This window comes from Psychroserpens algicola (genome assembly GCF_014526325.1).
GTDB lineage: Bacteria > Bacteroidota > Bacteroidia > Flavobacteriales > Flavobacteriaceae > Psychroserpens > Psychroserpens algicola.
This window is the reverse complement of the sequence record NZ_JACNMJ010000001.1, coordinates 796,601-814,946: the sequence shown is the minus strand read 5'-3', so window position 1 is coordinate 814,946 and position 18,346 is coordinate 796,601. Positions and strand designations below refer to the sequence as shown.

Below are 18,346 nucleotides of genomic sequence, written 5' to 3'. Positions count from 1 at the left end.
AATATATATTCATATGATACATACTAAAGACCTTACAAAAGCATATAACGGAACAACTGTTCTAAAAATAGATGAATTAAATATCCCTAAAGGACAAAGTTTTGGACTAGTAGGTAATAATGGAGCCGGAAAAACAACTTACTTTAGTTTGTTACTAGACCTCATAAAACCATCTACAGGAAACATCACAAACAATGCTATTGTGGTAGATGAAAGCGAAGACTGGAAACCATTTACGTCAGCTTTTATCGATGAAAGTTTTCTTATCGGATACTTAACACCTGAAGAATATTTTTATTTTATTGGAGAGCTTCGCGGACAAAATAAAGCCGATGTCGATAACGTAATATCACAGTTTGAAGACTTTTTTCATGGTGAAATTTTAGGTCAGAAAAAATACCTGAGAGATTTAAGTAAAGGAAACCAGAAAAAAGCAGGTATCGTTGCTGCACTTATCGGAAATCCTGAAGTTATAATCTTAGACGAACCTTTTGCAAATTTAGATCCTACCACACAAATACGCTTAAAAGGAATTATTAAAGACCTAGCAGAAAAGAAAGGGGTTACCGTTTTAGTATCTAGTCATGACTTATTACATGTAACTGACGTGTGTGAGCGTATCGTGGTTTTAGAAAAAGGGGAAGTTATCAAAGACCTTGAAACCAACGCAGCTACACTTAAAGAACTCGAAGCCCATTTTTCGGGTACAGAGATGGTGTAGAAGCCAGCAATACATCTAAAAACCTGCCATTTTTAGATAATAATTCAAAAAGATGCTTATTTTTACAGCATTGCATAATATATGTAAGCGATTTTAGTTATAATATTTACAAAAAACTAAACCACTTGAATACATCTTTTAAAGTCTTTATCGTACTCTTTTGCGGCTCAATGTTTATCACAAGTTGTTCCCGTAAAAAAGACACGTTCATTAACCGAAATTTCCACGCTTTAGGTACTAAATATAATATTCTTTACAACGGAAATATTGCACTGGAGAAAGGTAGAGAAACTGTTGATGATGCTGCAACAGATAACTTCTGGGAGTTACTTCCAATTGAACGTATGCAAGTTAAGGATGAAATTGTCTTACCTGGACAATCTAAAAATCAAGACTTCGAACGAGCCGAAGAAAAAGCGATTAAAGCAGTGCAAAAGCACGGCATGAATATCAAAGGAAAAGAACATAATCCACAAATAGATGAAGCTTATTTGTTATTAGGTCAAGCCCGTTATTTTGACCAACGCTTTGTTCCTGCATTAGAAGCATTCAATTACATACTCTACAAATACCCAGCTAGTGATAAGATAAATACGGCCAAAGTATGGCGAGAAAAAGCCAACATTCGATTAGAAAATAACGAATTGGCTATTGAAAATCTTAAGCGCTTATTAGAAAATGAAGAACTCGAAGACCAGGATTTGGCAGATGCAACGTCTATTTTAGCTCAAGCTTATCTCAATATTAAAGCAAAAGATAGTGCATTGACACAATTAGCCATTGCTGCCGATTACACTAAAAAAAATAAAGAAAAAGCACGCTTTAATTATATTATTGGTCAATTATATAATGAGTTTGGAGAGAAAGACAGTGCTAATATTGCTTTTGATAAAGTAATCGAAATGCATCGTAAAATACCAAGACCGTATTACATTAATGCTCACTTAGCCAAATCGAATAACTTCGATATGGAAAATGGAAACCAAATAGAATTTTTAGAATACCTTACCGACTTAGAAGAAGATCGCGAAAACCGTCCTTTTTTAGATAAAATTTATTACCGAATTGCAGAATTTCACAGAGAAAATCAAAGAGACTCTATGGCTTTTGCGTATTATAATAAATCCCTGAGAACCAATTTAGGAGATAAAGAGCTACAGGCCAGAGACTATGCAACGCTTGGTGATATGAGTTTTGATAAAGCCAATTACAAAATAGCTGGAGCCTATTATGATAGCACAATGATTCATATGAAGCTTAATTCAAAGCCTTATCGTGTAATCAAGCGTAAACGCGAGAATCTTGAAGATGTGATCTATTACGAAGATATCGCTCAGGTGAATGACAGTATTTTAAGATTGGTTAACTTGTCTGAAACCGACCGACTTGCCTATTTCAAAACGTATACAGACGAGTTGAAAGCCATAGCCGAAGCTGAAAGAGAAAAAGCCGAGGCCGAAGAGCGACGCAATTCAAATACTGGGCTCGACAAGTTGGCTAATAATGCAGGTTCGACCAACTCTTCACGAAATGACGCTGGAAGTAAAGATGCTGGAAAAGATCAGGATTTCTACTTTTATAATCAAACTACTGTGTCCTACGGAAAAAATGAGTTTGTGAAAATTTGGGGAAATAGAGAGTTAAAAGATAACTGGAGATTATCAAATACAGCAGCGAAAGGAGCTGGTACATTTCAAGTTGAAGATGTTGCAGCTAATGCAACTAATGAAGAACGATTTGATCCAGAATTCTACATAGCTAAGATACCTTCAGATCAAAAGGTTATCGACAGTATTGCTACAGATAGAAATTATGCATATTATCAGTTAGGATTGATTTATAAAGAAAAATTTAAAGAAAACGAACTGGCTAAATCAAAATTGGAAACATTGCTTCAAAATAATCCTGAAGACCGTTTGATTCTACCTTCAAAATATAACCTGCACAAGATTTATATGGAGTTAGGCTTGTCCTCTAAGGCAAACGCTATGAAGGAGGATATTATTAATAATTATCCCGAATCGAGATATGCACAAATATTATTAAACCCTAAATCAGAATTTTCTTCAGATGAAAACAGTCCTGAAAGCTTATACGCTGGAATTTTCAAACAATTTGGAAATCAGGAATATGCTGAGGTGATTTCTAAGGCCGAAACCTATATTGCTCAATTTGAAGGCGATCCTATGGTGCCTAAATTTGAAATCTTAAAAGCGTCTGCAAATGGTAGATTACATGGATTTGAGGCTTATAAAAAAGGGGTTAACTTTATTGCGCTAACGTATCCAAATTCTGAAGAAGGAAAGAAAGCTAAAGAGATTTTAGAAAACGTTATTCCGGTTTTAGCTAAAAAAGAGTTTGTAAGTAATGATGATGCTAAGCACTTCAATGTACTTTATCCGTTTTCTAATGAGGAAAAAGATCAGATTGAAGATTTTGTAAAACAGTTAGATGATGCAACTTCAAAAGTTAACCATTTCAACTTAACAACCTCTGTGGATGTGTATGATGCGAATACGACTTTTGTTGTGGTTCACGGACTCACAAGTAGCCAGGGAGCATCAGGTTTTGCAGAAATCCTAAAAGAAAACAAAAATAAAATTGACCGAAATTTTTATTCAATTTCTTCGCCTAACTACGAAATTGTACAACGACATAAAAACATTAACGAATACTTAGAATCTCAATAAATCTTGACCTATGTTTTCAGATAAAAAAACAGGACGTATGGCTTCAGACACAATTTCACAACAAAATACAATTGCTAAAGGAACTATCATTACTGGAGATATTATAAGTGATGGTGATTTCAGAATTGAAGGATCAATCCAAGGAAATATAAAAACTCCCGGAAAAGTAGTAGTTGGAAAAACAGGAATAATCAACGGAACCCTTAAAAGTGCTAATGCTGATATTGAAGGTAAATTTTCAGGTAAATTAATGCTATCTGATACCTTATCATTAAAATCATCTGCTCATGTTGAAGGCGAAGTAGAAGTAGGTAAATTAGCAGTTGAACCTGGAGCAACATTTAACGCAACATGCCTTATGCGAGGTAAAGGTAACCCAAAAGAGTTAAGTCATGGAGCAGGACAACAAACCACAATTCAAAGACCACAACAAACCACCAATCAAGAAAAAGGGAAAACAACTTAGAAATGCTGCAATTCTTACTGGTATTGGTTTCGAAATGGGAGCTATTATCTACGGTTTTGTTATGCTCGGTAAATGGTTAGATCGCACATATAATGATGGAGATAAACTTTATATCATATTTTGTACCTTATTTGGTGTCGCCGCATCCCTGTTTATAGTCGTCAAACAACTTAATAGAATTCACAAATAAATGAGTCAACAATTACTCAGGTTTTCCTCAAAACTTATCTTAATCCTTGCAATTGCGTTTGGTATTCATCTTTTGGCTTTGTATTATCTTCAACATCCATTATTTGAAAACAAAATTGTTCTTGCCTATGTTGTAAATGCTGTTTTAGCTATTTCTATATATGGCTTTTTGCTTAAAATGAAAGAGAAATACAAAGAACAACTTGGCTTTTTATTTCTGGCAGGAAGTATTTTTAAATTTGTTGTATTTTTCATTCTTTTCTATGGTGCATACAAGGCCGATGGAACAATATCTAAACTTGAGTTTGCCGCATTTTTTATACCATACCTTTTGTGCTTAGTAATTGAAACTTCTAGCTTGGCTAAATGGTTAAATAATCTTGAATAAAACTTACATTTTAACTCAAGAAATTCACTCCAACAAATAAAGTTTAAAATAGTTTTTGTTTTTGAGATAAAAGCATACCTTTGCAGCGATTTTTAAGCCACTATTATAAAAAGTGATATGCAGAGAAATAGAATAGAAAAACTAGTTGCCTTATTTGTATTGATGTTGTGCTTTTTTTCTTGTGATTTAGAAAAACAAGACGAAGCGACTAAAGCTGCCAAAAAAGCAGAACGTAAAGCCTACATTCAACATCACCTTCAGGATTCTTACGATTTTAATTTATTTTCCTACACTAAGGATGATGGACATAAAGCACACGTAGGGTTTCCATTACCAGTAATTCTTTGGGATGATGGTTTAAAAATATTTTCTTCATCAAAGTTTCATCATGGTGAAACAGTAGCTGAGGTAGGTGATAGCTATTACAAGTTATACCACGGAAAAATTTATAAAACAGACGCTGCTGGCACTATCAATTATGATGATGAGCACCATGCTACTAACGTAAAACCTTTAGATTTTTCTATCACAAAAGGTGTGGTGATGATTCTTATTACAGGTTTACTCATGTTTTTCTTATTTAGAGGGTTAGCCAAATCATATTCAAATAATGGTGGTATAGCTAAAGGCGTTGGTCGTTTTTTCGAGCCAATCATTCTTTACATTAGAGACGATATTGCTATTCCAAATATTGGAAAAGAGAAATACATGAAATACATGCCGTTTTTATTAACCGTATTTTTCTTTATATGGTTTCTAAATATTTTTGGTTTAACTCCATTAGGCGTGAATGTTACTGGTAATATAGCCGTAACAGCATCTCTTGCGTTATTGACCTTTTTATTGACAAACTTTACAGGAACAAAAGATTACTGGAAGCATATTTTTGATCCGTTAGGAGACTCTATGCCTTGGTACGGTAAACTTCCTTTATATATCATATTAATCCCAATTGAAGTCTTAGGAATATTTATTAAGCCTTTCTCATTATTAATTCGTTTGTATGCAAACATGCAGGCAGGACATATTGTATTGATGAGTTTAATAGGTCTTATATTCTTATTTAGAACTTGGATGGGAGGAGCAATGTCATTTGGTTTGGCATTTGCTATTTCGCTTATTGAAGTATTAGTAGCATTGCTACAAGCATATATATTTACAATGTTATCAGCACTTTACTTTGGTTTCGCTGCTGAAACTCATGATCATGCTGAAGCGCATGAAGGTGAAGTACAACACTTGTAATTGTATTAATTTTGAATGTTTAATTTTTAAATATATTTATTATGGAAATCCCAGTAATGGTAGGTGCAGGTTTAGTTGTAATCGGAGTTGGTATTGGTATTGGTAAAATTGGTGGTTCTGCTATGGAAGCAATCGCTCGTCAACCAGAATCTTACGGAAAAATCCAAACAGCTATGCTTATTGCAGCAGCTTTAATTGAAGGTATTGGATTTGCTGCATTATTTGCGGTATAATTAAAAACCAAAAGAAGTAACCTTGTAACGGTTGGTTGCAAGGTTGCTTTATTTAAAAATTAACGAGATAACAATAATATAAATTATGGAAAAGTTATTAGGAGAATTTTCTTTAGGGTTATTCATTTTTCAAACAGCGTTGTTTTTATTGCTTTTATTTCTTTTGAAGAAATATGCATGGAAACCAATTTTAAACGCCGTAAATGATCGTGAAGAAGGCATCAAAAATGCTTTAGACTCAGCTGAAAAGGCTAAGATGGAAATGCAAAATCTTCAGGCTGATAACCAAAAGTTATTACAAGAGGCACGTTTAGAACGTGAAGCTATGCTTAAAGAAGCTAGAGATCTTAAAAATAAGATGATCGAAGATGCTAAAGGAGAAGCTTCAACTCAAGCGAGTAAAATTATAGAACAAGCTCAGGCTGCAATCGCTAGTGAGAAACAAGCAGCGATTTCAGATCTTAAAGCACAAGTTGCTAACTTATCTTTAGAGATTGCAGAAAAAGTTGTTAAAGAAGAATTATCAAACAAAGACAAGCAATTAAAATTGGTAGAGTCGATGTTAGGTGAAGCTAAATTAAACTAAGATATGGCAGGAACAAGAGCAGCAATTCGTTACGCAAAAGCAGTTTTAGACTTGGCACAAACTCAAAATACAGCTCAGGCAGTAAATGAGGATATGCTATTAGTGGCTAAATCTGTGAACGATAATAAGGACTTAAAAGAGATGCTTCAAAGTGCTGTGATTAAGTCTAGCGATAAGAAAAATGCCTTATTAAAAGTGTTTCCTAACGCTAACCCGATGCTTTCAGGCTTGTTAGATATCCTAGTTAAAAATAAGCGAGTTAACATCTTAGGAGATGTCGCTACAAAATATGTTGAGTTATTTGAAAAAGCACAAAACATTGAAGTGGCTTATGTTACTACAGCTGTTGAACTTACAGATGACTTAAAAAACAAAGTGCTTGCTAAGGTTAAAGAATTAACAAGTGCTAAAAAAATAGAGATTAAAAATACAGTTGATGAAAGCATCATTGGAGGCTTCATTTTACGTGTTGGTGATAACCAGTACAATGCTAGTATTGCTAATCAATTGAATACATTAAAAAGAGAATTTACATTAAATTAAAATTTTCTAACGGTTCATTTTAACATAACCCTTAGAAATAATACTAAATAAAGATGGCAGAAGTAAAACCAGCTGAAATATCAGCAATCTTAAAACAACAACTTTCAGGTTTTGAAGCAGGAGCTTCATTAGACGAAGTTGGAACAGTATTAACAGTAGGTGATGGTATTGTACGTGCTTACGGATTAGCTAACGCTCAATATGGTGAGTTAGTGGAATTCGATGGCGGTTTAGAAGGTATTGTACTTAACCTAGAAGAAGATAACGTAGGTATCGTATTATTAGGAGCTTCAGTAGGAGTAAAAGAAGGATCTACAGTAAAACGTACATCACGTATCGCATCTATTAATGTAGGTGAAGGTATTGTTGGACGTGTTGTTGATACTTTAGGAAATCCAATCGATGGTAAAGGTCCAATTGCTGGTGAAACTTATCAAATGCCACTAGAACGTAAAGCTCCTGGTGTAATCTATCGTGAGCCCGTTACAGAACCCTTACAAACAGGTATCAAAGCTATTGATGCAATGATTCCAGTAGGTAGAGGACAACGTGAGTTGGTAATTGGTGACCGTCAAACTGGTAAAACTACAGTTTGTATTGATGCCATCTTAAATCAAAAAGAATTTTACGATGCAGGTAACCCTGTATATTGTATATATGTAGCTGTTGGTCAAAAAGCATCAACAGTAGCAAACATTGCTAAAACTCTAGAAGAAAAAGGCGCTTTAGCCTATACGACAATAGTAGCTGCAAATGCATCAGATCCTGCTGCAATGCAAGTATATGCACCAATGACTGGCGCATCTATTGGAGAGTATTTTAGAGACACTGGTAGACCAGCTTTAATTGTATTTGATGATTTATCAAAACAAGCCGTTGCTTACCGTGAGATTTCTTTATTATTACGTCGTCCTCCAGGACGTGAGGCGTATCCAGGTGACGTTTTCTACTTACACTCAAGATTATTAGAGCGTTCTGCAAAAATTATTAATGATGATGAGATTGCAAAACAAATGAATGATTTACCAGAAACCTTAAAACCAATGGTGAAAGGTGGAGGTTCTTTAACGGCTTTACCTATTATTGAGACACAAGCGGGTGACGTTTCTGCATATATTCCTACCAATGTAATTTCTATTACTGATGGACAAATTTTCTTAGATGGAGATTTATTTAACTCTGGTGTACGTCCAGCAATTAACGTAGGTATTTCTGTATCTCGTGTTGGTGGTAATGCGCAAATTAAATCGATGAAGAAAGTATCTGGTACATTAAAGCTAGATCAGGCTCAGTTCCGTGAATTAGAAGCATTTGCTAAGTTTGGTTCAGATTTAGATGCAGTAACTTTAAATGTAATCGAAAAAGGTAAGCGTAACGTTGAAATCTTAAAACAAGCACAAAACGATCCGTTTACAGTTGAAGATCAAATTGCAATCATTTATGCAGGATCTAAAAACTTATTAAGAGACGTTCCTGTAAACAAGGTAAAAGAATTTGAAAGAGATTTTATTGAGTTCTTAAGAGCGAAACATTCAGATACGCTTGCAACATTAAAATCAGGAAAATTAACTGATGAGGTTATTGATACATTAACAAGTGTAGCTAAAGACTTATCAGGAAAGTATAGAGCATAATTAACATTCCTGTTCTGTATTGGAACAGGGATATTTTCATATTTTGAAATATGGCAAACTTAAAAGAAATACGTAACAGAATATCTTCAGTATCATCAACGATGCAGATTACCAGTGCCATGAAAATGGTATCTGCTGCTAAATTGAAGAAAGCTCAAGATGCTATTACTGCTATGCGTCCCTACTCTGATAAGTTGACTGAGCTATTACAAAGCTTAAGTGCGACGTTAGAAGGTGATTCTGGTAGTAAATTTGCTGATCAACGTGAAGTAAAAAAAGTACTCCTTGTAGCAATAACTTCTAACAGAGGTCTTGCAGGTGCTTTTAACTCTAATATCATTAAAGAGGTTACTAATCTTGCTACTCAGAAATACGTAAACCAAGAGGTATCTTATTTAGCCATTGGAAAGAAAGCAAATGATGCATTCAAGAAGACAAACAGTGTTATTGCAAATAAAAGTGAAGTTTTTGATGATTTAACTTTTGATAACGTTGCCGAAATTGCTGAAATGTTGATGGATAAGTTCGTTGCAGGTGATTATGATAAAATTGAAATTATCTATAACAAGTTTAAGAATGCAGCGACTCAAATTGTAATGACCGAGCAGTTTTTACCAATTGTTCCAATGGAAGGAGACACTAATACAAACACCGATTATATCTTTGAGCCTTCAAAAGTAGAAATCGTTGAACAACTCATTCCGAAGTCATTAAAAACACAATTGTATAAGTCGGTAAGAGACAGTTTCGCTTCAGAACACGGCGCTCGTATGACTGCAATGCACAAAGCAACCGATAATGCTACAGAGCTTAGAGATCAGCTTAAATTAACGTACAACAAAGCACGTCAGGCTGCAATTACTAACGAGATTCTTGAAATTGTTGGTGGTGCAGAAGCATTAAACAACTAACTGTTTTAGACATTATGCTGAACGCGTTTCAGCATCTTACATAAACTTATAAAACCCAATGTGAAAGCGTTGGGTTTTTTTATTCTTAATAATTTTCTGTAACATTTTATTGATTTTGTATCTAAAGAGAAAAATCAATAAACATTTACAATATGAAAACAATTAAAAACATTATCCTATTTACCCTCTTTATATGGAGTATTACATTAAACGCTCAAAGTGAAGCCTTTGAAGTTGAAGTTAGAGGTCAAGGAGATCCAATAGTATTATTTCCAGGATTTACTTGTACTGGAGCGGTTTGGGAAGATTTAGTAGCCAACTTATCTAAAACCAACGAGTGTCATATCTTTACTTTTGCTGGGTTTGGTGACGTGCCTCCTATAGATACGCCATGGTTGTCTAAAATTAAGAGCAGTATTAGTAAATATATTTCAGACCATAAATTGGAAGAGGCAACAATAATAGGACATAGCTTGGGAGGGACATTAGGTTTATGGCTAGCTGCAGATGAGAATGCCAGATACAACAAAGTAATTGTTGTTGACGCCTTACCTTCAACAGGTGCATTGATGATGCCAAATTTTAATAGTGAAACCATAGTATATGATAATCCGTATAATGAAAGATTATTGCAGATGGATGCGAAGAGTTTTGAACTTATGGCTACACAAATGGCCAGTGCAATGTCTTTAAATAAAGATAGGCAGGCTTTAATTAAAGATTGGATGCTAAAAGCAGACCGAAAAACTTATGTGTATGGTTATACAGATTTACTTAAATTAGATTTAAGAGAAACAATTGCCAAGATTACTATCCCAATAACTATTCTCGCTGCTACTCAGCCTTATGGTGAAGATGTAGTGAAGACAACTTATGAAACTCAGTATAAAAATTTAAAGAACTATACAATTGAGTATGCTAAAGATTCTGCACATTTCATTATGTTCGATCAGCCCGAATGGTTATTAACTAGAGTTAAAGAAGAGTTACAATAACCATGACATCCTTAGAGCACAAATTTGAAACCGTTTATAACGCTAATTATTCTAAAGTGATTCGCTTGTGTTTAGGATATACTAATGGTGATAGTATGCTTGCAAAGGATTTGACTCAAGATGTTTTTATTAAAGTATGGGAACATTTAGAATCGTTTAGAAACCAATCTAGTATATCGACATGGATTTACAGAATTACGGTGAATACCTGCCTTTTGGAATTGAGAAAAAAGAAAAAAATGGTTAGACTTTCATCGCAACGTAATGAACCCGAACAGTCTAATGATGATTTTTTAAAAGACAATGAAACTAAGCTTAAGCAACTTTATACTTGTATTAGCCGCTTAAACAGTGAAAATAGAAGTATTATTCTATTAGAACTAGAAGGATTGCCACAAAAAGAAATAGCAGAAATTATGGGCTTATCTCACGAAACCATTAGAGTAAGAATCCATAGAATCAAGAACGAATTAACTAAATGCGTTAAAAAATGACAACATTTGAAGATTTAAAATCCCAATGGGAAAACCAACCTCAACAAAACACACCTGATGAAGGTTCAAAATTAATAGTCAGTAAAATGAATGGTCTTAGGAAAAAGCAAGCTATAACGAATCGTGTTTTATGGATTACAGTAGTTATATTAATAGGCTTTTTTTTCTATGTGGAGGCCTTTAATAACAGAACAGTAACCCTAGCTTTATTGTTAATGATAAGTTCATTATTAGTGAGAATCTTTATTGAATACTTTAGTATTAAAAAACTAAAGGGCATAGATATCACTAAAAATTCAACGGCTTTTCGTACCAACATAATTACTTATTATAAAAGCAGAATAAGAACGCATTATATCACAACACCTATTATTATCATTTTATATAGTTTAGGCTTCATACTGTTATTGCCTACTTTTAAGAAGGAACTTTCTGAAGGTTTTTATACATATATTATTTGTTCGGCAGTAATTATCTTAATTGTAATGGGATTTTTTATTAGAAATCAAATCAAAAAAGAACTCTCAATATTAAAAGGCCTACAGATGTAAAAACCATTGAGTCTTAGCTTAATTCATAATTGTAAAGCATGGGTAATTAGTGGTTTAGATTGGATTGTGAGCATAATTATAGTCATTAATTGGGTATTGTGAGATTTGCTAATAATGTAGGTTGTCGATAAAAATTGCATTTAGCCGATTAAATGATTTTTTTTGTATATATTGCTCATCCAAATCTTAACCTTAACCGACATGAAATCATTAAAAAAAGTGACTTTCACTATGGCCTTTGTGGCAATTATTTCAACTACTTTTCAATGTGCAAGTCCAAAAGTAGCCGCTACCCAATTTGAAATTCAAACTCCCTTTAACATTAAAACAGTATCATTTCAAGAATGGTATGCTGGTATAAAAGTGGGAACTACAGGCTTAAATGTGTATCTTCCTGTGACTAATATTAGTCAAAATGTAACAATAGATAGTATCTATTTCAGAAACTTAAAAGGAAAATTAGAAAGAAAAGACAGCCGCTATGTCGCTGTTCTTCAAAATACAACAAAAGGGTATACTTTTAAAAAATCTGAGCGTCCAGACGACTACCCATTTACATTAAAAGATTACGAATGTGTTATTAGCTATATCGAGAACGGAGTAGTGAAATATCATAAAATTACGCAATTAAATGAAGTGGCAGGTACGTATTATGAAAACGGACCTCCATCAATTTATTTAAAAGCTGCTTCATCAGGAATGGCAACACTTGATGATGATGAAGATTAATAAGCATTTACCATAATAATATGAAGTCTTGCTACACAGCAAGACTTTTTTTATGGCACAAATTTTGAAATCGTATATTTATGAAACCTAATCTGTGGTCATGAAAATACTTAAGCAAATCACATCATTATTACTAATATTGACACTTATGGCAAGTTTTTCTCACTGCTCTTCGGCTCAAAAATTACAAGAGAAATCACCTGTTCAGTTTGGCGAGGTGTATTGTGAAAGCTGGAGCGCTGGAGTAAAAGGAGGAGGTTCTGGCTTAACTATTTTTATTCCTGTATCTGACACTTCTATTCAATTGGATAGTGTTTACTTTAGAGGGAAAGGCTCTAAGTTAGAAACGTATCCTGACAAGCCATTATATATCGGACGCTTTAAAACTGAAATCAATCAACCTACTGACCTTATTTTAAGCAGTGATGCAAAAGAGGAATACGTAAATAAGATGCCAGAAAAAAAAGAGAACATCCCTTTCAAACTTAATGATAACGAATGTGTTGTCAGTTACAAAAAAGGAGAAAAAATAGAATATTATAAGATTTCTAATGTGGTTGAAAAAGCGCCTCTCAATTACCCTAGCGCTCCTGCAAATAAGCATTAACTTATCTTTGTTGATGTTTGCTAAAAACGTATTTTTAGCAGAACAAATTAAAACTCTTGAGCACTTTAAAATCTCTTTTTAAGCAAACATTCATTTATGGTTTAGCTACTGTTTTACCTCGAATGTTAAGTTTCTTATTAGTGCCATTATATACGACAAAAGGTGTGTTGTCTTCAGTAGCAGAATACGGCAAAGTGTCGGTTATCTTCTCATATTTTGTATTGTTTAATGTGATTTTAGCCTACGGAATGGAAACTGCATTCTTTCGTTTTTTTAATAAAGAACAAGACAAAAGTAAAGTAGTAGGGACATCAACCATCTCTCTGATAGTATCCTCTTTTTGTTTTTTCAGCTTAGCTCTACTATGTCAGAATCACATAGCATCAATCATCCAAATTGATGTCAAATACATTAATCTTGTAATTTGGATTTTACTCTTAGACGCTTTAGTTATTATTCCCTTTGCATGGTTGAGAGCGACTCAAAAACCTATGCGCTATGCAATTATCAAAATTCTAAATGTCATAATTAATTTAGGATTCAACTTATTCTTTTTACTGGCATTACAAGACTTAGCTGTTGATGGTAATGTGTTTGACGCTATTTATAAGCCTAATTTTGAAATCAGTTACATCTTTATAGCTAACCTTATCGCCAGTGCTGTGACACTGATTTTACTAACGTCTTTTTATATAAATGTAAAGTATAAGTTTGACAAGCAACTGTGGAAAACCATGTTTCGATATGCCTTTCCTGTCTTAATTGCTGGTGTTGCATTTTCGATAAATGAAACTTTTGATCGTATTTTATTAGATAGATTGCTTCCTCCTGATGTAGCCGAAACCGAAATAGGTATGTATTCGGCATGTTATAAAATAGCACTGTTTATGACTTTATTTGCTACCGCATACAGATTGGGAATCGAACCCTTCTTTTTTAGTCATGCTAAAAGTGATAACCCTCAAAAAAACTATGCTAAAATTTTAGAATTCTTTGTTGCTTTCGGGTCTGTTATTATGCTGACAGTAGTCGTTTTTGCAGATATTTTAAAACCTTTAATAGTAAGAAGTGAAGCGTATTGGGAAGCGATGTGGGTTGTTCCGGTTATATTACTGGCCAACTTCTGTTTAGGAATTTATCACAACCTTTCAGTATGGTATAAGATTACAGACAGAACAAAATTTGGAGCTTATATCTCAATTATAGGTGCCGTTATAACGCTTATAATTAATATTGCTTTTATCAAAACCTATAGCTATAAAGCTTCAGCAATTGCAACACTTGCAGCTTATAGTATTATGATGCTATTGTCATATTACTTCGGAAAAAAATACTATCCAATCCCGTATAACCTAAAAAAGATAGGATTGTATATGGCACTCTCCATTAGCATGTCTGTTTTGTCATTCTATTATTTTAGAGCCAATTATATGATAGGAATTTCAATGTTAATTGTATTTTTGAGTATTGTGTTCTTTTCAGAAAAAAAGGAAATAAAACAACTATTAAAACGATAAAATGCAAATCAAAATCATCAACAAGTCAAATCACGATTTACCACATTACGAAACGATTGCTTCAGCAGGAATGGACTTACGTGCTAACCTATCTGAACCAAGAACATTAAAACCTTTAGAACGAAGTATTGTAGGAACGGGACTATTTATCGAGTTGCCAGTTGGTATAGAAGCTCAAGTAAGACCCAGAAGCGGATTGGCTGCTAAAAAAGGAATCACAGTTCTTAACGCACCTGGAACGATTGATGCAGATTACAGAGGAGAAATAGGCGTTATATTAGTTAATTTATCTGGTGACGATTTTATAATCAATAACGGAGAGCGTATTGCTCAACTGGTCATCGCTAAGCATGAACGTGCTGAATGGGTAGATGTTGACGAATTATCTGAAACAGCTCGTGGAGAAGGTGGTTTTGGAAGTACCGGAACAAAATAAAAATGACAAACATGAAACAAATTTCACTGATTATTTTTGCTTTAATATCTAGCTTCAGCTCAATATCACAAGAGGATGATATCTCTAAAAAAATCAAAGACATTTCAAGAGAAGCCTGTACATGTATTAATGAGATAGATTTTGATCTAAGTAAGAAAGAGAAAAGTGAAAAAATAAAGACATGTATCACAACCGCCAATATGATGTATCAGATGAACCAAATGATGACATCTGGTTTAAAAAAAGTGAATGATACACTCAGTAAAATTGAAGACATTTCTAAAATAGACTCTATATCTGTTGATACTGACAATCAAAATATCATTATCATGGATGAGAACTACGAACGTATTGAAGAGTATCTCTATGAGAATTGCCCACAAATGAAGCAAATTTACTTTACCGATAATGAGGCGAGTGAAAACTCATATTCAGATCGTAAAAAAGCCATGAAGTTTTATGAAAAAGGGCAACTTGCTTTTGCAAAGCAAGAATATACCAGCGCAATTGTGTTATTTAATAAGGCGGTTAAAAAAGATAAAAATTTTGCTTTTGCTTGGGACAATTTAGGGTATAGTTACCGAAAAGTAAATAATTTTGATGAAGCGATTAGGTGTTATAAAACATCTCTAGCCATTGATCCGAAGGGAAAAATGCCGCTCATGAATATTGCTGTAGCCTATTCACTTAAAAATGATCTTACAAATGCATTACAGGCTTATGAGAACTATAAATCAATTTATGATGATGATCCCGAAGGTTATTACGGAATGGGCAGAATTTTATATTTTCAAAAAGACTATGAACCTGCTTTAGAAAATATGATTAAAGCCTATTACCTCTATGTCGAAATGGATTCGCCATATAATATTGATGCACAAAAACATATCGGCTTTATATATTCTGAAATGAAAGAACTAGATCAACTGGAGGCTTTTAACAGGATAGCTAAAAAACATAAATTACAAGTAAATATTGAAGATTAACTCATGAAAATAATAGTACCAATGGCAGGTCGTGGATCTCGCCTCAGACCTCACAGTTTAACAGTACCTAAACCATTAATCCCAGTAGCTGGACAACCTATTGTACACCGATTGGTAAAAGACATTGCAAAAGTATTAAAACAACCTATAAATGAAATAGCTTTTGTTCTGGGTGATCCTGCTTGGTTTGGTGACGACGTGGTTGATAGTTTAAAAGATTTAGCTACAAGCTTAGGCGCTAAACCTTCTATTTACCGTCAAGACCAACCTTTAGGAACTGGTCATGCAATCATGTGTGCAAAACCTTCATTATCAGGACCAGCCGTTGTGGCTTATGCAGATACTTTAATTCGTGCTGAATTTGATTTAGATCCCAATGCCGATAGTGTTATTTGGACTAAAAAAGTGGCTAATCCCGAAGCTTATGGTGTTGTTAAGCTTAATGCAGATGAAGACATCGTTGAGCTGGTAGAAAAGCCAGAAACTTTTGTAAGTGATCAAGCGGTCATCGGAATTTATTATTTTAAAGATGTAGCGGTATTAAAAGACAAGCTTCAAGAGGTGCTTGACGAAAACATTATGAATGGAGGTGAATACCAGATTAATGATGGAATAAAACGTATGATGGCTGACGGCAAAGTTTTCAAAACAGGAACGGTTGATGAGTGGATGGACTGCGGAAATAAAAACGTAACCTTAGATACAAATGCCAAAATGCTAGGTTTCTTAACCGAAGATGGTGAAGAGCAAATGGTATCAAAAACAGTAAAAAATAATAATTCTACAATTATAGAACCTTGCTTTATAGGTGAAAATGTCGAACTTAATAATACAACTGTAGGACCTAATGTTTCTATTGGAAATAACTGTGTTATAGACAATTCAACCGTTAAAAATAGCTTAATTCAAAACCATACTAAGATTAAAAATGCTAATTTAGACAATGCTATGATTGGTAACCACGTTACTTATGATGGTAATTTCACTGCCATTAGTATTGGTGATTATTCAGTTTTGGAATAATTGTTGACTTAAGAGCAGTACATACGAAGTATCTACATCATGAAAACTAAACTATATATCCTACTTTTAATCTTCGGAATAGCTCTGTTTCCTACATGCAGTTTTGCACAAGTCGATTTTAATAAGCGTCCAGATGACGATTTGGGTAATGTGGAAGATAAATTTCAAGAATACTTCTTTGAAGCGCTTAAACAGAAAGGGATTGAAAACTACCAAAAGTCGGCAAATGCGCTTTTAAAATGCATCGATTTAAATGATGATGATCCCGTATTATACTACGAATTAGGAAAAAATTACAAAGCCCTTAAAAATTTTGGAGCTGCTGAAGATGCATTAAAGAAGGCAGTGTCTAAATCACCTGAAAACGAATGGTTTTTAGACGAATTATATGATGTTTATATCCAGCAAGATGAAATGGATAAAGCTTTAAAAACAGTAAAGCAACTGGTCAAGTTTCATCCAGATTATAAACAAGATTTAGCGTCACTGTATATTCGCGTGAAAAAATATAAAGATGCCCTTAAATTGCTTGATGAAATGGATGAGCAATTAGGTTACAGTGAAGATCGTGATTATTTGCGTAATCAGGTTTACAATATCACAGGGAATCATGATGATCGTATAGACAACCTAGAAGAACGTGTTAAAAGCAACCCTGAAGATGAATCTAACTATTTAAGACTCATTTATAGGTATAGTGAAACAGGTGAAACAAAAAAAGCGTTTGATGCTGCAAAGCGCCTACAAAGTATTAATCCGGAGTCACAGTTGGTGCATTTGGCATTATACAAGTTTTATTTAGATGAAAATGATACCGACAATGCTATAAATTCGATGAAAGTGGTGTTAACCAGTCCTGTGATTAAACCTGAAGCTAAAACAAAAGTGCTTAATGACTTTGTTAAGTTTGTTGGAACTCATCCAGAACATGAAGGTGATTTGGTAGAGATTACAGCTTTAGTAAGTGAAGATAAAAGTGTAAAGACGTTATTAGAATTAGCCGAATATTACTTAAAATCTAATGATAAAGAAAAAGCACTCAGCTATTATGAAGAAGCTTTAACTCAAGAACCCAATGAGTTTAAAATAATTAGAGATGTGCTTTTACTTCAAATCGATATAAACAAAGACGAACAAGCTGCAGAGAAAAGTATGGAGGCTATAGAAATTTTTCCGGCGCAGCCTATTTTGTATTTAATTAATGGAGTTGCAAACAATAAAATAAAACAGCCTGAAATAGCTATTGAAAGTCTGGAAATGGGCTTGGACTATATTGTTGAAAATCCAAAAATGCAAGCCGATTTCTACCAACAATTAAGTGAGGCTTATAAGCAGTTAAATAATATTAGCCAATCTGAAGCGTTTGCTAAAAAGGCGCAAGCTTTATTGAAAGATCAATAAT

The 18,346-nt window shown here is 33.8% G+C and carries 21 protein-coding genes; all 21 read left to right on the top strand.

The features are described 5' to 3' along the window. Positions 1 to 13 precede the first annotated feature (13 nt). The 21 genes from H7350_RS03330 (at position 14) to H7350_RS03230 (ending at position 18,345) form a co-directional block, all read left to right on the top strand. Complete coding sequence (locus H7350_RS03330) at positions 14 to 721, top strand: ABC transporter ATP-binding protein (RefSeq protein ID WP_204344449.1); 708 nt, start codon at positions 14 to 16, stop codon at positions 719 to 721. A 125-nt stretch (positions 722 to 846) separates the two neighbouring features. Further along, positions 847 to 3,411: a type IX secretion system periplasmic lipoprotein PorW/SprE gene (gene porW, locus H7350_RS03325; protein WP_338105754.1), complete on the top strand. Its 2,565-nt coding sequence runs from the start codon at positions 847 to 849 to the stop codon at positions 3,409 to 3,411. Positions 3,412 to 3,421: 10 nt separating this feature from the next. Continuing rightward, positions 3,422 to 3,877, top strand: coding sequence for a bactofilin family protein (locus H7350_RS03320; RefSeq protein WP_204344448.1), 456 nt, complete (start codon positions 3,422 to 3,424; stop codon positions 3,875 to 3,877). Continuing rightward, positions 3,804 to 4,067 (top strand): AtpZ/AtpI family protein, encoded by a 264-nt coding sequence (locus H7350_RS03315; RefSeq protein WP_235989246.1) that lies wholly within the window; start codon positions 3,804 to 3,806, stop codon positions 4,065 to 4,067. The genes H7350_RS03320 and H7350_RS03315 overlap by 74 nt, the downstream gene beginning before the upstream one ends. Then, positions 4,068 to 4,454, top strand: a complete 387-nt coding sequence (locus H7350_RS03310) for a DUF6168 family protein (protein ID WP_204344447.1) — start codon at positions 4,068 to 4,070, stop codon at positions 4,452 to 4,454. A gap of 117 nt (positions 4,455 to 4,571) precedes the next feature. Next, positions 4,572 to 5,699, top strand: coding sequence for a F0F1 ATP synthase subunit A (atpB, locus tag H7350_RS03305; protein WP_204344446.1), 1,128 nt, complete (start codon positions 4,572 to 4,574; stop codon positions 5,697 to 5,699). Between the two features lie 41 nt (positions 5,700 to 5,740). After that, on the top strand, positions 5,741 to 5,932 hold the full coding sequence (atpE, locus tag H7350_RS03300) for an ATP synthase F0 subunit C (RefSeq protein ID WP_033959615.1): 192 nt from the start codon (positions 5,741 to 5,743) through the stop codon (positions 5,930 to 5,932). 85 nt (positions 5,933 to 6,017) lie between these two features. Beyond that, positions 6,018 to 6,518, top strand: coding sequence for a F0F1 ATP synthase subunit B (locus tag H7350_RS03295; RefSeq protein ID WP_204344445.1), 501 nt, complete (start codon positions 6,018 to 6,020; stop codon positions 6,516 to 6,518). Positions 6,519 to 6,521: 3 nt separating this feature from the next. Beyond that, positions 6,522 to 7,061: an ATP synthase F1 subunit delta gene (gene atpH / locus H7350_RS03290; RefSeq protein WP_204344444.1), complete on the top strand. Its 540-nt coding sequence runs from the start codon at positions 6,522 to 6,524 to the stop codon at positions 7,059 to 7,061. Positions 7,062 to 7,114: 53 nt separating this feature from the next. Beyond that, positions 7,115 to 8,695, top strand: a complete 1,581-nt coding sequence (gene atpA / locus H7350_RS03285) for a F0F1 ATP synthase subunit alpha (protein WP_204344443.1) — start codon at positions 7,115 to 7,117, stop codon at positions 8,693 to 8,695. 50 nt (positions 8,696 to 8,745) lie between these two features. Further along, positions 8,746 to 9,606 carry an ATP synthase F1 subunit gamma gene (atpG, locus tag H7350_RS03280; protein ID WP_204344442.1) on the top strand — a complete coding sequence of 287 codons (861 nt, stop codon included), beginning with the start codon at positions 8,746 to 8,748 and terminating at the stop codon, positions 9,604 to 9,606. A gap of 152 nt (positions 9,607 to 9,758) precedes the next feature. After that, complete coding sequence (locus tag H7350_RS03275; RefSeq protein ID WP_204344441.1) at positions 9,759 to 10,601, top strand: alpha/beta fold hydrolase; 843 nt, start codon at positions 9,759 to 9,761, stop codon at positions 10,599 to 10,601. A gap of 2 nt (positions 10,602 to 10,603) precedes the next feature. Next, positions 10,604 to 11,095 carry an RNA polymerase sigma factor gene (locus H7350_RS03270; protein ID WP_204344440.1) on the top strand — a complete coding sequence of 164 codons (492 nt, stop codon included), beginning with the start codon at positions 10,604 to 10,606 and terminating at the stop codon, positions 11,093 to 11,095. Then, positions 11,092 to 11,646, top strand: coding sequence for a hypothetical protein (locus tag H7350_RS03265; protein ID WP_204344439.1), 555 nt, complete (start codon positions 11,092 to 11,094; stop codon positions 11,644 to 11,646). The genes H7350_RS03270 and H7350_RS03265 overlap by 4 nt, the downstream gene beginning before the upstream one ends. A 201-nt stretch (positions 11,647 to 11,847) precedes the next feature. Next, on the top strand, positions 11,848 to 12,375 hold the full coding sequence (locus H7350_RS03260; RefSeq protein ID WP_204344438.1) for a hypothetical protein: 528 nt from the start codon (positions 11,848 to 11,850) through the stop codon (positions 12,373 to 12,375). A gap of 100 nt (positions 12,376 to 12,475) precedes the next feature. After that, the gene (locus tag H7350_RS03255; protein ID WP_204344437.1) at positions 12,476 to 12,982 is read left to right on the top strand and encodes a hypothetical protein; all 507 of its coding nucleotides are present in this window, start codon (positions 12,476 to 12,478) and stop codon (positions 12,980 to 12,982) included. A 56-nt stretch (positions 12,983 to 13,038) separates the two neighbouring features. Continuing rightward, positions 13,039 to 14,499 (top strand): oligosaccharide flippase family protein, encoded by a 1,461-nt coding sequence (locus tag H7350_RS03250; RefSeq protein ID WP_204344436.1) that lies wholly within the window; start codon positions 13,039 to 13,041, stop codon positions 14,497 to 14,499. Position 14,500: 1 nt separating this feature from the next. Further along, positions 14,501 to 14,935 (top strand): dUTP diphosphatase, encoded by a 435-nt coding sequence (gene dut, locus H7350_RS03245; protein WP_204344435.1) that lies wholly within the window; start codon positions 14,501 to 14,503, stop codon positions 14,933 to 14,935. Between the two features lie 11 nt (positions 14,936 to 14,946). Continuing rightward, a complete protein-coding gene (locus tag H7350_RS03240; RefSeq protein WP_204344434.1) occupies positions 14,947 to 15,921 on the top strand; it encodes a tetratricopeptide repeat protein in 975 nt (324 codons plus the stop codon). A gap of 3 nt (positions 15,922 to 15,924) precedes the next feature. Continuing rightward, positions 15,925 to 16,944 (top strand): sugar phosphate nucleotidyltransferase, encoded by a 1,020-nt coding sequence (locus tag H7350_RS03235; RefSeq protein ID WP_204344433.1) that lies wholly within the window; start codon positions 15,925 to 15,927, stop codon positions 16,942 to 16,944. Between the two features lie 39 nt (positions 16,945 to 16,983). Beyond that, entirely contained in the window at positions 16,984 to 18,345 is a 1,362-nt protein-coding gene (locus H7350_RS03230; protein WP_204344432.1) for a tetratricopeptide repeat protein, read from the top strand. The last annotated feature ends 1 nt before the right edge of the window (position 18,346 follow it).

Bases quoted from the DNA above. Each gene is read 5' to 3' on its own strand.
- H7350_RS03330 (WP_204344449.1), top strand. From the start codon at position 14: ATGATACATACTAAAGACCTTACAAAAGCATATAACGGAACAACTGTT.
- H7350_RS03320 (WP_204344448.1), top strand. From the start codon at position 3,422: ATGTTTTCAGATAAAAAAACAGGACGTATGGCTTCAGACACAATTTCA.
- H7350_RS03315 (WP_235989246.1), top strand. From the start codon at position 3,804: ATGGAGCAGGACAACAAACCACAATTCAAAGACCACAACAAACCACCA.
- H7350_RS03310 (WP_204344447.1), top strand. From the start codon at position 4,068: ATGAGTCAACAATTACTCAGGTTTTCCTCAAAACTTATCTTAATCCTT.
- atpB (WP_204344446.1), top strand. From the start codon at position 4,572: ATGCAGAGAAATAGAATAGAAAAACTAGTTGCCTTATTTGTATTGATG.
- atpE (WP_033959615.1), top strand. From the start codon at position 5,741: ATGGAAATCCCAGTAATGGTAGGTGCAGGTTTAGTTGTAATCGGAGTT.
- H7350_RS03295 (WP_204344445.1), top strand. From the start codon at position 6,018: ATGGAAAAGTTATTAGGAGAATTTTCTTTAGGGTTATTCATTTTTCAA.
- atpH (WP_204344444.1), top strand. From the start codon at position 6,522: ATGGCAGGAACAAGAGCAGCAATTCGTTACGCAAAAGCAGTTTTAGAC.
- atpA (WP_204344443.1), top strand. From the start codon at position 7,115: ATGGCAGAAGTAAAACCAGCTGAAATATCAGCAATCTTAAAACAACAA.
- atpG (WP_204344442.1), top strand. From the start codon at position 8,746: ATGGCAAACTTAAAAGAAATACGTAACAGAATATCTTCAGTATCATCA.
- H7350_RS03275 (WP_204344441.1), top strand. From the start codon at position 9,759: ATGAAAACAATTAAAAACATTATCCTATTTACCCTCTTTATATGGAGT.
- H7350_RS03270 (WP_204344440.1), top strand. From the start codon at position 10,604: ATGACATCCTTAGAGCACAAATTTGAAACCGTTTATAACGCTAATTAT.
- H7350_RS03265 (WP_204344439.1), top strand. From the start codon at position 11,092: ATGACAACATTTGAAGATTTAAAATCCCAATGGGAAAACCAACCTCAA.
- H7350_RS03260 (WP_204344438.1), top strand. From the start codon at position 11,848: ATGAAATCATTAAAAAAAGTGACTTTCACTATGGCCTTTGTGGCAATT.
- H7350_RS03255 (WP_204344437.1), top strand. From the start codon at position 12,476: ATGAAAATACTTAAGCAAATCACATCATTATTACTAATATTGACACTT.
- dut (WP_204344435.1), top strand. From the start codon at position 14,501: ATGCAAATCAAAATCATCAACAAGTCAAATCACGATTTACCACATTAC.
- H7350_RS03240 (WP_204344434.1), top strand. From the start codon at position 14,947: ATGAAACAAATTTCACTGATTATTTTTGCTTTAATATCTAGCTTCAGC.
- H7350_RS03235 (WP_204344433.1), top strand. From the start codon at position 15,925: ATGAAAATAATAGTACCAATGGCAGGTCGTGGATCTCGCCTCAGACCT.
- H7350_RS03230 (WP_204344432.1), top strand. From the start codon at position 16,984: ATGAAAACTAAACTATATATCCTACTTTTAATCTTCGGAATAGCTCTG.